This is a genomic window from Nocardia sp. XZ_19_231 (assembly GCF_015355705.1).
Taxonomy (GTDB): Bacteria; Actinomycetota; Actinomycetes; order Mycobacteriales; family Mycobacteriaceae; genus Nocardia; species Nocardia salmonicida.
On sequence record NZ_JACUZI010000002.1, the window covers coordinates 317800 to 331246 of the forward strand.

Here is a 13447-nt window from a genome sequence, read left to right on the forward strand (position 1 = left end):
TCAACCGGATCAGGAATGGGTAAGCGGGCTGGCAATGCCCCCGCAAACGTGAAGCTTCGCAAGGTTGGCAAAACGATATGAGAAAGCAAATTCTCTTCCGCAACATTGCGGAAGACCTGCTAGTGTTTCTTCCGCGGGGGCAGCCCCCGGAGGCGGAAACGCCTCGATGCGCTGGTTCGTGCCGGTCGGTTGCGCGCGCCGTGTGGTAGTGCCTTGTGTGCCACGAAGTAACTCATCGGTCGTGCCGGATTTCGGAATGTTGCAACGATTCCAGGAGTTATCCCCTCTTCTCGATGGACCAAAGGAGCAAGTGCCGTGGAAGTTGATGTGACCGACGCTGTGTGGCGGAAGAGCACCTACAGCGGACCCGATGGGAACTGCGTCGAAGTAGCCTTTCTCGCCGGCGGCGATATCGCCGTTCGCGACACCAAGGATCGCGGTCGCGGACCCGTGCTGGCCTTCGGTCCAGGGCAGTGGCGAGCCTTTCTCTCCGATGTCACCGCAGGAGAGTTCGCGCGCGGCTGAGCCGCGAGATGCATCTCGAATGGACAACACCGGCCCCGAGTCGAGCGGACTCGGGGCCTTCTCAGTGACCTCGGAGGTTTGGCCTATCGTGGCCGGATGACCACGATGGCCGCGCGTGACGCGACGATGTACTGGCTGTCACGCCGCACTGCCAACGATGTGTTCCTGCTCTACTCTTTCGCCGAAACCGATACCGCCACTGACGAACTCCGCGATTTCGTCGCCGCGCGTGCCGCACGCATTCCGGATCTGCGGATCCGGTTACAGGAGATACCGGGCAATCTCGGCTATCCGCGCTGGGTTCCGGCCGAATTCGCGTCCCAGCAATTCACCCACCACCGCCCCGACGGCCTGTCATGGCAGGCGTTGCTCGCGGATCTGGGCGAACTCCTGGGTACCGGTGTCGTCGCGACCGAATATCCCTGGCGCATCCACGTTTTCCGGGCGGTCCACGGTGCCCCCCGATCGACGGAGCCCGTTGTGGTGGTGGTGCTGCAACTTTCGCACGCACTCGCCGACGGCACTCGTGCCGCTGTCATCGCACGAGCGCTCTTCGGGACGGCTGTGGATGAAGCTGTTGTCCACAGCACATCCGGTATGCCTGTGGATAACTCGGCATATCACCCGGTCGGAACTGCCAAAACTTACACACCGCCTGTGGATTCCTGTGGACAACCCTGTGGATGGATTGCGCGACGGGTAGATCCGAGAGTGATTGGAGTGCTGCGCTTTCCCGGACAGTTGGCCGCGACCGTGTGGCGCGGACGGGCCGCGTACCTGGCCCAGCGGGAATTGGCTGACCGGACGGCGGCGGGTGAAGTCCCCGCGGTCGCACCCGGATTCGCGCCGAGTGCGCTGAATCCGGCCTCCCCGGTCGCCGACCACACTGTACGAATGCTGGTTGTCGATGTGGACGACCTCCGCATTCCAGGCAAAACCGTCACTGTCGTTGCACTGACGGCGATTTCGTCCGCGCTGGTCGACTACCTCACCGAGCGCGGTGAGCGACCGGAACGGCTGGGGACGGCGCTACCGATGGCTCTTCCGGCGCTGAGCGAGGCGCGCAACAACTATCGCGGACTGTCCATCGACCTGCACATCGACGAACCCGACCTGCGTCTGCGCGCGAATCTCATCGCCGATGACCTCGCCACCCGTCGCGAACGGGCGTTGAATCCGCTGCTCTCCGCACAGGATCGAGTCGGCGAGGTGGTCCCCGCTGTCCTGGCGGTGCGCGATGTCGAACGCGCCGACCTGGACGACGTTCCCGCGATGCTCGACGGCAACACTGTCGTCTCCAGCGTCTACCGCGGCCAGGGCGACCTCGCCTTCGCGGGTGGCCCGGTCCTGTTCACCGGTGGTTTCCCTGCGCTCGGCAGCGTCATGCACCTCACCCACGGGGTCCACGGAATCGGTGAAACCATCACGCTGTCCGTGCATTCCGATCCGCGGGTGCTGCCCGATCCCGACCGCTACCTGCAACTGCTCGCCGAGTCGCTCGACAGGGTCGTCGCCGCGCACCGATGATCAGTGGTCGCCGTGCGCCCGGTATCACCGAATTCGTCCGGGGCCGGTGCTGTTTCCCGCCCGGTTCAGCTCGGCGCCCACCGCAAGCAGCGCCGAGCGCACGGCCGTCGCCGCATCGGTTCCGGCGGCTTCGCCCTCGATTACACCGTCGATCCGGAACGGGCAGAAGTACCCGGTTCCGCTGTCTCCCTGGTGTGGTCGTCCGATCTCGATGAGCGGGCCGGTCCGGTGTGCGGCGGCGATCGCCGCCGCGAGTGCGGCGTCGGCGGCTCGCGGATCACGTCGACGAGTTCCGGGTAGCGCGGGCCTCGATTGCGCGTGTACCCGCTCGTACCAGGCGATCACCTCGAAAGATGCTGCTCGCGCCCCGGTTTCGTAGTGACCGAGCGCCGCCCTGCTGTATGGAACGCGAGTGGCCAACGCGGCCAGTGACAACCCCGCCTCTTCCCGCAGTCGCCGCAACCGAGCTCCGACGATGCCGTTCCCCTGCTCGCCCCGACTGGACATGGACTCATCGTAGAGAACTGTAGACGTTTGTAGACGCTTTTTGCTGTCCAAAAGGTCTTGACGGCGACCATACTTTTCGTGGCGGCTCAGAAGCCACAATACCGCGCCACTCGTGCAAGCACTGACTCGTTCGGAGGGGAACCGATGGAGATCTTTCTGTGGATTGCTCTGGGGCTGTTCGTATTCGGGGCGCTGAGCCGCTACCTACTACTGCTGCCGCCCGAGGACGACGGGCGTCCGAGCGTCGCCGAGATCCGGCGGCGGCTTCAGGCCGAGCGAGAGGGGCCGGGCCACGACTCGACACTGCCGTCGGTGCGCAGCATTTCCGCCAGAAGCTTTTCGGCGTCGGACTTTTCCCGCGCCAGGACGCTCCAGCCGCGTACCAGACCGTCGGGGCCCGATTTCGTCGTCCACGAGCCGACGGCATGAGCACCCTGGGGATGGAGCGAGTAGTAGATGGTGCCCACCGGGAACGCGATATCCATGCCGCGCACCCAGCCGGTGAGCGCCTCGCCCTCCCAGACGCGCATCTCACCACGCACCTGAGTGACCGGATCCGACTCGGGCGCAGGCGATTCAGGGGCAGAGTCGAGCATCAGATGGTCGCCCTCGTGCCGGATGGTCACCGCCGCTACCTCGACCTCGTCCGGGTGGTTCGCCGGTTTCTGCCAGGCTGCCCACCAGTGACCCGCCAGGTCGACGCGGTTGTCCACGATGCCGGCCAGCTCCGCGAGCGAGACCTGCAGCGCGTCGGCCAAGCGGACCGCGACCGGCAGCGTCGGCGATTGCTCTTCGGACTCGTACCTGGTGATCTGGCGCGAGCTCACCCCGATCGCGGTGGCCAGCGCGGGCTGCGAGAGCCCGAGCAGCCTGCGCCGCTCCTGGATCACCTTCCCCGTCCCGGTGTTCATACAGTCATCGCCTCCATTGCCTGCCCCTCCCGTCACACCCTGCTGGACACATCCGCACCAGACCCGCCGACATCGCGGGCCGCCGTCCTCCGTCACGAAGACCACTGGCGCGCCGTACATGCCGACTGTGTGGCCGATTCTTCCATTTCTTCGCTCCAGCAGGCCCGTTTCGTGCTGACTCAGCACAATGGCTGTGGCCCTCGCTGCCTCCAGCACCTGGCCGCGATGGCCTACAGCACCGGACTGATCGACGACATCTGAGTGCGAACTCCAGGTCAGCGGGCCCGACACGTTGACGAACTGGTTGCGAGACGGCGAAGGTGCTGCGATCGCCGTTACCGTCGAGGTATGAGTGCGGACCCCCTGGCGGAAGGCGACGGCGCCACGATTGTCGAACGCCCAGGTCTGCGCCGCCGGTGGTGGCGGTTGCGCCGACCGTTCGTGCTGCCGTCGCAGCGCGCCACCGCCGACAACATCGTCGCCGCGCCCACTCCGCTGCGACCGATCGATCTGGCCGACGACGCCGAGGTGTCGCAGGTACTCGACCTGGCGGTGCGGGTGGGTGAGGTCGTGCTCGCGGCGGGCACCGGTGTCGGCGACACCACCGCGCAGGTCCGTTTCATCGCCTCCACCTACGGTCTGAACAGCTGCGACATCGATGTCACCTTCGACGCGATCCGCATCTGGGCCGACCGAGGACCGCGACTGCCGCCGGCCAGCGATATGCGGGTGGTGAAGTATCGCTCGCTCGACTTCACCCGACTGGCCGCGGTCGACCGGCTCACCCGACGCATTCGCAGCCAGATCGTCCCCGTCGACCAGGCGCACGCCGCCCTCGACGAGCTCATCTCGTCACGGCACCCCTATCCGCGCTGGGTGTCGACGGCGGGCTGGTCGTTGCTCGCGGCGGCGATCGCGGTGCTACTCGGTGGTGGGTTCATGCTCGCCGCCATCAGTTTCGCGACCACCGCGGTGATCGATGTGGTGAACCGGGTGCTGCATCAGCTCGGTCTGCCGTTGTTCTTCCAGCACATGATCGGCGGTGTCATCGCCGCCGCCCCTGCCATCGCGCTCGCCGCGTTCAGTGAACATTGGCGGGCCGATGCCGCGCTGATCGTGGCCGCGGGGATCACGGTGCTGCTGTCGGGTTTGCAGTTGGTCGGTTCCGTACAGGACGCGATCACCGGCGCGCCGATCACCGCCGCGGCCCGCATGCTCGAAGTGGTGATGATGACCGCGGGCATCGTCGCGGGTATCGGTTTGGCGCTCCGTATTTCGACGATGATGGGGATCGGGGTGCCGGAGATCGCGGCGAGCGCCGGTCGCGATATCGAATATCTGCCGATCAAACTGATCGCGGGTGCCGTCGCGGCGATCGCGTTCGCGCTGGCCTGTTACGCGGAGCGGCGGGCGCTGGTCGCGGCCGGGCTCAGCGGCGCGGGCGGCATCATGGCCTACCTCGGCGCGCAGGACATCGGTTTCGGGCCGGTGGTTGCTGCGGGGCTGGCGGCGACGCTGATCGGTCTCGCCGGTGGTCTGATGGCGCGTCGCGCGCTCACGCCGCCCTTGGTCGTCGCGGCGGCCGGAATCACACCGCTGCTGCCGGGTCTGAAGGTATATCGCGGGCTGTACGCCCTGCTCGAGGACGAAACGCTGCTCGGTTTCGGGCAGATCCTCGGTGCGTTCGGTGTCGGCTGCGCGCTGGCCGCGGGCGTCATTCTCGGTGAATGGTTCGACCGCTTGCTGAGCCGCCGCGGTGCGCCGCGCGACTTCGATCCGACCTACACCAGCGACCGCTGAACGGGACCGGTACGAGGTGGGCTAGATCTGCACGAGGGTGCGAGGACCGGCGGCCGCCGTGTCGGCGGGCGCCGGGTCCTGGATGCGCGGCTTGCCTGCCGCCCAGCGCATCTGGCTGCGGGCCGCGGGCGCCTCGGTGGCCGCGGGGATGACCAGCAGCGCGAGCGCGGCGCCGTTGCTGCCGACCACGTGCATGATGCGCGCGGCCTGGTCGGTGCGGGCGGTGCTGTCGCCGGATTCACCGGCGGTCCAATCGAATCCGAGCCGGGCCAGCTTGCCGATCCGCGGTCCGACCGCGGCCACCAACTGGTGCAACTCGGTCATCGGCTGATCGGTTCGCGGCCACCAGGCGCCGTCGATCGGCCCTGTGGTGGCTGTGCGGTCACGCAGCATCAGCCGGATCTGCCCGGACGCGTCGCGCCCGGTGCTCGTTTCAGGTGATGTATTCACTTCTTCGTCTTTTACTTTCTGATTTCTGTGCGATCGACGCCGCTCGCGGCATCGACCGGCGCGGTCCGAACTCGGATCGGCGCGAAGGCTGGGTACCCACTGGACTGTGTCGGCACGCACGTTATTTTTGGGGGCGGCGACGACGGTATATGGGTGTGGTGGGGGTCTCCCGCACCATCGGGGCTCACTCTACGGAAGCCCACTGACAGATCCACCGATTAAACGAGCAAGGCCCCGACCGGCGAACCGATCAGGGCCCTGCTGTTGCGGAGGATAGGGGATTTGAACCCCTGAGGGCGTTAACCCAACCCGCGTTCCAGGCGAGCGCCATAGGCCACTAGGCGAATCCTCCGTGGAGCAGCATAGCGGGTTGTAGGGGGTCGATGCCAAACCGGCCCCCTGCGACGGGTTCTGACCTGCTACTTCTTCAAAGCCGCCAGCACCTTGCGGACCTGCGTCTCGGCGGCGGTGCGCATGGCGGCCTTGTCGACGGTGCGCATCGTCGACACCTCGATCTCCACCTTCACCGAGATATTGCTGTCGTGCGCGGCCACCACGACGGAGTAATCGCTCGGGATGGAACCGTAGGTGTGCTGCTCGTCGGCGTAGTACGCCTCTGTGCCGAGACCGCTCACCGGGCCGTGGTCGTAGTCCTTGCCGGTGGTCTTGGTGTCGTAGCCCTTCCAGCGCGCATAGTCGGACTCGGTCTCGCTCTCGGTCTTGAACTCGACCTCGAGGCCCAAGCTCGCGTCGTTGGCGTTGCGGCCCGTCTCCTTGTTCTTTGCGTCGCAGTCGTAGGAGCCGCCACCGATGTACTCCGACGGTCCGCGCTCGGTGTGGGTGGTCGTCTCGCGGGTGGACGACCACTGGTTCAGCACCGTGAGATCGACCAGTTCGCAGGCGTTCTTGCCGTCCTTGTAGACGTAGCTGCCCGCCCACTTGTCCGGATCGGTTCCGAAGGGGTTGTCGTCGACCTTGTTGGCCGTGAACGCGATCAACCCGATCACGAGAGCGCCGACCGCGACGATGGCGCCACCGACGATCCACCACACCGCTTTGTTGCCCGACGAGGGCGGCCGCGGCGGTGGTGCACCCCACTGCGGCTGCGGCGCCTGATAGGCGACCGCTTGCGGATGCGCGTACTGCTGCGGCTGCGGGTACGGCTGTGGGTTCGCGCCGCTCTGGTAGGGACCGGGCGGGGCGGTGTAGGGCTGTGGGTTCGCGCCGCTTTGATAGGGCGTCGGCGGTGCGGTGTACGGGCCGGGCGCGCCGATGTTGCCGCGCAGCACGGTCGGGTCGGCTTGTGCGGGGTTCTGACCTGCGCCGTCGCCTGGTCGTTCCCACCACGCGACAGTGGGATCGGACGGTGGCACACCGTTGCCGGGTGGTTGTTGATTCGGGCCGGTCACGAGTGGGCCCCCTCTCCAGTCATGGGGAACCGGAACCCCCCACTGCCGATATCGGATAGATCGTAGCCAGCGTCACCGTCGGCGCGGCGGTTATACGGCTGCGTACACTCGAGGATCGACTGGTCGGGTGTGGTCGTCGTCGATGGATATGAGGTGGAACACGTCGTGGGTACCGCGCGAACTCCCCGGGTCAGATGGGTCGAGGAAGGTCTTGCCGTGCTGGCGTCCTCGGGCGTCGACGCGGTCCGGGTCGAGGCGCTGGCCAAACGCATCGGCGTCACCAAGGGCGGGTTCTACGGCTATTTCGCCGACCGCGACGCACTGCTCACCGCGATGCTCGACGCGTGGGAGAGCGAGGCGACCGATCAGGTGCTAGAGCACGTCGAGCACGCGGGCCTCGACCCGAAGACCAAAGCGCGCGTGGCCGGGCTGCTCACGTTTTCCAGCCATCGTCTGCTCCCGATCGATCTGGCGATCCGCGACTGGGCTCGCCGCGACGACGACGTCGCCGAACGCCTGCGCCGCGTCGACAACAAGCGAATGGCGTTGCTGCGCGAGACAATCGGCGTGTTCTGCGAAGATCCCGACGAGGTAGAAGCCAGGAGCCTGCTCGCCTTCTGCGCCACCATCGGCAGCCACTTCCTCGCCGCCGATCACGAGGGCCGCACTCGCGTCGAAGTGCTCACGCGGGCCGCCGACCTGCTGTTCGAAGACCGGAATCGCTAGTCGGCAGAACTACCGCTACACTGGCCGACGGATCCCGCGCGGCGAGCATCCTGTGAACTCCCCCAGGGCCGGAAGGCAGCAAGGGTCAACGGGCTCTGCCGGGTGCGCGGGGTCCCCTTTAATTTCCGGGGGTCCCTTTTCCGACTGATCGGCCTACGCACCTTCGCAGCGTGCGAGCCTGATCCGGGTACGGATACCCCACCGATTCCGAGCAGCCGCCGGGTAACGTTGCGGATGTCAGCACGCGCAGCGTGCACACCCCCACCTTGCTGCTTCGAAAGGCTGCCCAGGATGCCCCGGCAAACGCAGATCGGTTTGATGAGCCACGAGGAACTCGTGTCCGAGCACGAGTCCCAGACCGCGAATTACGCGACGCTCCGAACCGAGAAGCTCACGCTGGACCTCACCCGAGGTAAGCCGTCGCCGGAACAACTCGACCTGTCCGTGTCGCTGCTTTCCCTGCCGGGCGACGGTGACTTCCGCGACAGTTCGGGCACCGACTGCCGCAACTACGGCGGCCTCACCGGTCTGCCGGAACTGCGCGCGATCTTCGGCGAACTGCTCGGCATCCCGGTCGAGCGGCTGCTGGCGGGCAACAACGCCAGCCTCGAGATCATGCACGACCTCATCGTGTTCTCGATGCTCTACGGCACCCCCGACTCCCCGCGCCGCTGGGCCGACGAGCCGATCAAGTGGCTGTGTCCTGCCCCCGGCTACGACCGTCACTTCGCCATCACCGAGGCGCTCGGCATCGAGATGATCACCATCCCGATGCGCCACGACGGCCCCGACACCCACGCCATCGCGACGCTGCTGGCGAACGATCCGCAGATCAAGGGTCTGTGGGCGGTGCCGAACTACTCCAACCCCACCGGTGTCGTCTACTCCGAAGAGATTGTCCGCGAACTGGTTTCGATGCCCGCCGCGGCGCCGGACTTCCGTCTTTTCTGGGACAACGCCTACGCGGTGCACCCGCTCACCGATACCGCGGCCCCGGTCGTCGACGTACTCGGCCTGGCCGAGGCGGCGGGCAACCCGAACCGTCCGCTGGTATTCGCGTCGACCTCCAAGATCACCTTCGCCGGCGCGGGCGTGAGCTTCTTCGGAGCGTCGCAGGCCAATATCGACTGGTACCTGTCGCACGCGTCGAAGAAGAGCATCGGCCCCGACAAGCTCAACCAGCTGCGGCACCTGCGCTTCTTCACCGATGCCGAAGGTGTGCGTGAGCACATGCAGAAGCACCGCGCGCTGCTCGAGCCCAAGTTCGCGCTGGTGCGCCGCATCCTGGAAGACCGCCTCGGCGCCTCGAAGGTGGCGTCGTGGACCGAACCCAAGGGCGGCTACTTCATCAGCCTCGATGTGCTCGACGGCACCGCGTCCCGGGTGATCGCCCTGGCCAAGGAGGCCGGCATCGCGCTCACCGCCGCGGGCTCGGCCTTTCCGTACAGCAAGGATCCCGAGGACAAGAACATCCGCATCGCCCCCAGCTTCCCGCGGCTGCCGGAGCTGGAGAAGGCGATGGACGGATTGGCGACCTGCGTGCTGCTGGCGGCCACAGAAAAGCTGCTCGAGAGCTGAATTGTTGTAGCGCTGGCGCCGGACTCAGGTCGGTTTATGGACCAAGGCGCCGAACAGGGTGACGGAGATGTGGATGTCGCCGCGGTCCGCGCCTGTTTGTAGGTCGGCGAGGAGTTGGTCGCGTTCGGTCGCGGTGATCACGCCGCGCAGGACCGCGAGGTCTGCGATCCGGCGCACCAGCGCGCCCGCGCCGACCGTGCGGTCCTGCACCAGCGCGTGCGAGCCGATCTCGTCGACCACCAGTCCGGTCCCGCTGAGCAGCCCGGCTAGCCGGCGACCCGACAGCGGATTGGTGGTCGAGGAGATCAGGGTGTCGATCACCGCGCTCACCACCCGCGGGTTGCCCGGATGGACGATCGCGGTTGCCCAATCGCAGTCCACCACCACCGCGCGCCCACCGGGTCGCAGCACCCTGGCGATCTCGGCCGCCGCTCGCGCGGGTGCGGTGAGATGCTGGAACACCCGCTCGCACAACACCGCGTCGAAGGTGTCGCTGCCGAACGGCAGGCCGTAGGCGTCGCCGGAGACGAACGCCGCCCTCGACCCGGACTCGACCGCGCGGCGCTGCGCTGCGGCCAGCAGATGCGGGTCCGGCTCGACGCCGACCGCGGTGCCGTCGGGCCCGAGTTCCTCGGCGAAGGTGAATACCTCCGATCCGTTGCCCGACCCGACATCGAGAGCGCTCTCACCGGGCCGCAGCGCCAGCGCGCTGTGACTCCAGGCGCCCAGCGCGCGCATTCCGGGTCGGGTGACTTCCAGATCATGGGCGTCGATCAGCTGATCCCGGCCTGCTTGGTCGAAGCGGGCCGGTCGTGGGGTGTAGTCGGTCATACGCACCGCCAGTGTGGGAGCAGTCCTCGTGAGCATGGACTCAGAGGCTACTGGTGAAATGTGTCACGATGAATGTATGACTCGCACGCTGTGCCTCGCGCAGGAATCCGAGGCCGACGAACTGCTCAGCACCGACGATTTCGCGCTGCTGGTGGGGATGCTGCTCGACCAGCAGTACCCGATGGAGCATGCGTTTCGCGGGCCGCGCAAACTCGCCGAGCGCATGGGCGGATTCGATCTGCACCGGATCGCCGAAGCGGATCCGGCCGAATTCGAGGAACTCGCGGCCACCCCGCCCGCGATTCACCGCTATGGGCGGTCGATGGCGCGGCGGGCGCAGGCACTCGCCCAGTATGTGATCGAGCATTACGACGGTGTACCCGCGCAGATCTGGACCGCGGGCGACCCCGATGGCAAAGAGGTGCTGCGCCGATTGCAGGATCTGCCGGGGTTCGGAGCGCAGAAGGCGAAGATCTTTCTCGCGCTGCTCGGCAAACAACGTGGGGTGCAACCGGACGGCTGGAAGAAAGCGGCTGGATCCTACGGCGACGACGGATCGCGACGTTCGGTCGCCGATGTCGTCGACGCCGAAACGTTGTCGGAAGTAAGGGAATTCAAGAAGCAGGCCAAAGCCGCGGCGAAAACCGCGTGAATTCTTAGTTACGATCCGGTTGCTTTTATCCCTCGTCACCGGGGTGGATCTGCTCGAAGCTTGTTTCTCGAACAGCTCCACAACAGATGAGGGATTGGCAGTTTTATGAAGATGAGGAAGTTCGCCGTTGTCGCGGCGCTGTTGACTGTGGCTACCGGCATCACCGCAGGCACCGTCAACGCCGCGCCGGCCGCGCAGGCCGATACCCCCGTGAACTTCACGGCCCAGGAGGTCAACGGCACGTCGGTGATCACCACCGATGCCGGCTCGCTGGTCGCCGAAGAGGGCGCCTTCAAGGTGAAGGCCCCGAACGGCACGACTATCGCGGCCACGCCGTTGACATTCCGGCTCGACGATTTCGAATTGCCCATCGCCGCGGAGATCGCGGGCAACACCGCGACCCTGACACCGCAACTCGACGCGTCCAAGGCCGTGTACAAGCCCGTCGCCCTGCCGTTCGAGGACAAGGCGCCGTTCAAGACCGAATACGACCGTGAGGTCGCGGCCTGGAACCGGCTGACCAGCACTATCTCCCTCGGTGCTGCGGTGGGTACCCTGCTCGGTGGCCTCACCGGCGGCGCCGTCGGCTGCGTCCTCGGTGGCATCGCCGGCGCGACCGTCGCGGCGGCGACCATCGTCGGGCTCTTCGGACCGTTCCTGCCCGCGGCGGCCATCGGCTGCATCGGCGGCATCCTGGCCGTCGGAGCCCTCGGCACGCTGGTCGGTCAGATCTTCATCACGGCTCCGGTCGCGATCGGTGCCGCCATTCAGTACTTCACGACGGTCAACGCACCCTTCGCAGCCCCAGCCAAGTAGCTACCACTCCGCAGGCCCCTCCCGGAACTTCGGTTCCCGGAGGGGTTTTCCCGTCTCCGGCACGGCCGCGCTCCACATTGCGCGCCCCACGGCAACGCGCTGAACTGGGAATATGATGTGCCGCAGCGCACAATTCGCCGGTTTGGGTTGGATGGGTCGGGATTCGGTGTTAACTTGATTGTTATGTCCAGCAACCGTCTCTCCGCTGAGCGGGTCACCTATGTGACCGCCGCTCTGGGCTTGCGGTTGCCGTTGACGCGCGAACTGTGTCGTTCCTGCTTCTGCAGCTGAGCCCTTCAGGTTCGCGAGCTGCCACGCCCCACGTGTAGGCAATCCCGTTGAGATAACGGGATTTTTGGCAAGGAACTTCATATGTCTGCTCCCATCATCGATCGCCCCGCCTCCCGGACGGGCGCCGCTCGCCCTCGCGTTTCCCGCCCTGTTGTGCCGCCGGAGCTGCGTCGTAGCGACAACCCCGCCGCCGCCGTGCTGCGAACCGCCGCCTCGGGTCCCGTCTCGCGTGACAATGCCGCGCGAGCAACTGGGTTGAGTATCGCCACCGTGAATCGGCAAGTGGCGTCGCTGCTTTCGGCGGGACTGCTGCGTGAGCGGCCCGATCTGACCGCCGCGGGGGCCGTCGGCAGGCCGCGGGTGCCGTTCGAGATCGATCACGACGCCTATCTGACGCTGGGCATCCATATCGGTGCCGAGGCAACGAAGATCGTCGCCGCTGATCTGCGTGGGCGCATCCTCGGTGGGCTCGCCATCGCCACACCGCAGACCGGGCAGGAGTTCGCGGTCACCACCGTCGCTCGCAGCGCCAAGGCGTTCCTGCAGCGCTGGCATCGGCGGACCCCGCTGTGGGCGGGTGTCGCCATCGGTGGCCGGGTGGATCCGCAGAGCGGTGTGGTCGACCATCCGAAGCTGGAATGGAAGGGCGCGCCGATCGGACAGGTGCTCGGTGACGTACTCGAGCTGCCGGTCTCCGTCGCGCCGCACGTCGAGGCGATGGCGGCTTCGGAGCTGCTGCTGCCGACCTTCGATGCTCGTCGGCCCGAGCCCGATACCGAACTTCCCGCTGCTCAGCACGGCAGCAGCCTCTACTTCTATGTTCGTGAGACCGCGGGCATCGCCGTGACTCTCGACGGTCGGGTCCATACGCCGAGCAACGGGCCGGGGTCGATCGCGCACCTCCCGACGGGGTCCGATGTGCAGTGCACGTGCGGACGGCGTGGGTGCTTGGAAGTGACCGTCGGCGACCGGGCGCTGCAAGCTCGGGCTGTCGGTCGCGGAATCATCCCGGCGCACAACGGGACTGCAGGCACGACGATCAACGATCTGTACCGGGCCGCTGAGTCCGGGTCCGAATCGGCGCGGGAATTGCTCGCCGAGCGGGCGACGATGCTCGGGCAGACCGTCGCGCTGGTGCGGGACATGCTCAACCCGGACCGAGTTGTACTGGGCGGACAGGCATTCACCGGATATCGACCCGCGCTGGGACATGTGGCCAGGGCGTTCTCGCAGAGTACGCAGTTGGCGGCCACGGATATCCGTATCAGTGGATTCGGCGGCAAGGTACAGGAATTCGCCGCGGTGGTCACGTCGCTGAGCGCGCTGTACGCCGACCCGCTGGCGGCTATTCGTCGGGTATAGGAAACTGGGACAAAGAAAAACGCCCCGCGACTCGTCAAGAGTCGCGGGGCGTTTCGCATCGA

At 66.6% G+C, this 13447-nt stretch carries 13 protein-coding genes, 1 tRNA gene and 1 other RNA gene; 9 read left to right on the forward strand and 6 right to left on the reverse strand.

Translation table 11 applies throughout. The features are described from left to right. Positions 1-315: 315 nt before the first annotated feature. Both IBJ82_RS08695 and IBJ82_RS08700 read left to right on the forward strand, forming a co-directional pair. Entirely contained in the window at positions 316-525 is a 210-nt protein-coding gene (locus IBJ82_RS08695) for a DUF397 domain-containing protein (RefSeq protein WP_056822060.1), read from the forward strand. 96 nt (positions 526-621) lie between these two features. Continuing rightward, positions 622-2052 carry a WS/DGAT domain-containing protein gene (locus tag IBJ82_RS08700; RefSeq protein WP_194825453.1) on the forward strand — a complete coding sequence of 477 codons (1431 nt, stop codon included), beginning with the start codon at positions 622-624 and terminating at the stop codon, positions 2050-2052. Positions 2053-2076: 24 nt separating this feature from the next. Here IBJ82_RS08700 and IBJ82_RS34605 read toward each other — a convergent pair whose 3' ends face one another. Beyond that, entirely contained in the window at positions 2077-2559 is a 483-nt protein-coding gene (locus IBJ82_RS34605) for a helix-turn-helix domain-containing protein (protein WP_255532840.1), read from the reverse strand. Between the two features lie 266 nt (positions 2560-2825). Continuing rightward, positions 2826-3470, reverse strand: coding sequence for a helix-turn-helix domain-containing protein (locus IBJ82_RS08710; RefSeq protein WP_194825454.1), 645 nt, complete (start codon positions 3468-3470; stop codon positions 2826-2828). 348 nt (positions 3471-3818) lie between these two features. On the opposite strand from IBJ82_RS08710, the gene IBJ82_RS08715 reads away from it, so the two are divergent. Next, positions 3819-5270 carry a threonine/serine exporter ThrE family protein gene (locus IBJ82_RS08715; RefSeq protein WP_194825455.1) on the forward strand — a complete coding sequence of 484 codons (1452 nt, stop codon included), beginning with the start codon at positions 3819-3821 and terminating at the stop codon, positions 5268-5270. A 21-nt stretch (positions 5271-5291) separates the two neighbouring features. Here the strand turns inward: IBJ82_RS08715 and IBJ82_RS08720 are convergent, their stop codons facing one another. From IBJ82_RS08720 to IBJ82_RS08730, 3 genes are all read right to left on the reverse strand, one after another. Beyond that, a complete protein-coding gene (locus tag IBJ82_RS08720) occupies positions 5292-5720 on the reverse strand; it encodes a DUF5994 family protein (RefSeq protein WP_194825456.1) in 429 nt (142 codons plus the stop codon). A 267-nt stretch (positions 5721-5987) separates the two neighbouring features. After that, positions 5988-6072: transfer RNA gene (locus IBJ82_RS08725), tRNA-Ser, on the reverse strand. A 67-nt stretch (positions 6073-6139) separates the two neighbouring features. Beyond that, positions 6140-7129: a hypothetical protein gene (locus IBJ82_RS08730; RefSeq protein WP_194825457.1), complete on the reverse strand. Its 990-nt coding sequence runs from the start codon at positions 7127-7129 to the stop codon at positions 6140-6142. A gap of 153 nt (positions 7130-7282) precedes the next feature. On the opposite strand from IBJ82_RS08730, the gene IBJ82_RS08735 reads away from it, so the two are divergent. The 3 genes from IBJ82_RS08735 to IBJ82_RS08745 all read left to right on the forward strand — a co-directional run bounded on the left by IBJ82_RS08735 (position 7283) and on the right by IBJ82_RS08745 (position 9433). After that, positions 7283-7855: a TetR/AcrR family transcriptional regulator gene (locus IBJ82_RS08735; protein ID WP_194825458.1), complete on the forward strand. Its 573-nt coding sequence runs from the start codon at positions 7283-7285 to the stop codon at positions 7853-7855. Positions 7856-7881: 26 nt separating this feature from the next. Then, positions 7882-7976: signal recognition particle sRNA small type (gene ffs / locus IBJ82_RS08740), an RNA gene on the forward strand. 170 nt (positions 7977-8146) lie between these two features. Next, positions 8147-9433, forward strand: a complete 1287-nt coding sequence (locus IBJ82_RS08745; RefSeq protein ID WP_194825459.1) for an aminotransferase class I/II-fold pyridoxal phosphate-dependent enzyme — start codon at positions 8147-8149, stop codon at positions 9431-9433. 24 nt (positions 9434-9457) lie between these two features. Here the strand turns inward: IBJ82_RS08745 and IBJ82_RS08750 are convergent, their stop codons facing one another. Next, positions 9458-10300 carry a methyltransferase domain-containing protein gene (locus tag IBJ82_RS08750; RefSeq protein ID WP_370585228.1) on the reverse strand — a complete coding sequence of 281 codons (843 nt, stop codon included), beginning with the start codon at positions 10298-10300 and terminating at the stop codon, positions 9458-9460. A gap of 40 nt (positions 10301-10340) precedes the next feature. Here IBJ82_RS08750 and IBJ82_RS08755 point away from each other — a divergent pair, with 40 nt between their 5' ends. The 3 genes from IBJ82_RS08755 to IBJ82_RS08765 all read left to right on the forward strand — a co-directional run bounded on the left by IBJ82_RS08755 (position 10341) and on the right by IBJ82_RS08765 (position 13385). Then, on the forward strand, positions 10341-10916 hold the full coding sequence (locus IBJ82_RS08755) for an HhH-GPD-type base excision DNA repair protein (RefSeq protein WP_194825460.1): 576 nt from the start codon (positions 10341-10343) through the stop codon (positions 10914-10916). A 105-nt stretch (positions 10917-11021) separates the two neighbouring features. Then, positions 11022-11732: a hypothetical protein gene (locus IBJ82_RS08760; RefSeq protein WP_194825461.1), complete on the forward strand. Its 711-nt coding sequence runs from the start codon at positions 11022-11024 to the stop codon at positions 11730-11732. Between the two features lie 372 nt (positions 11733-12104). Then, positions 12105-13385, forward strand: a complete 1281-nt coding sequence (locus IBJ82_RS08765; RefSeq protein ID WP_194825462.1) for an ROK family transcriptional regulator — start codon at positions 12105-12107, stop codon at positions 13383-13385. Positions 13386-13447: the final 62 nt, after the last annotated feature.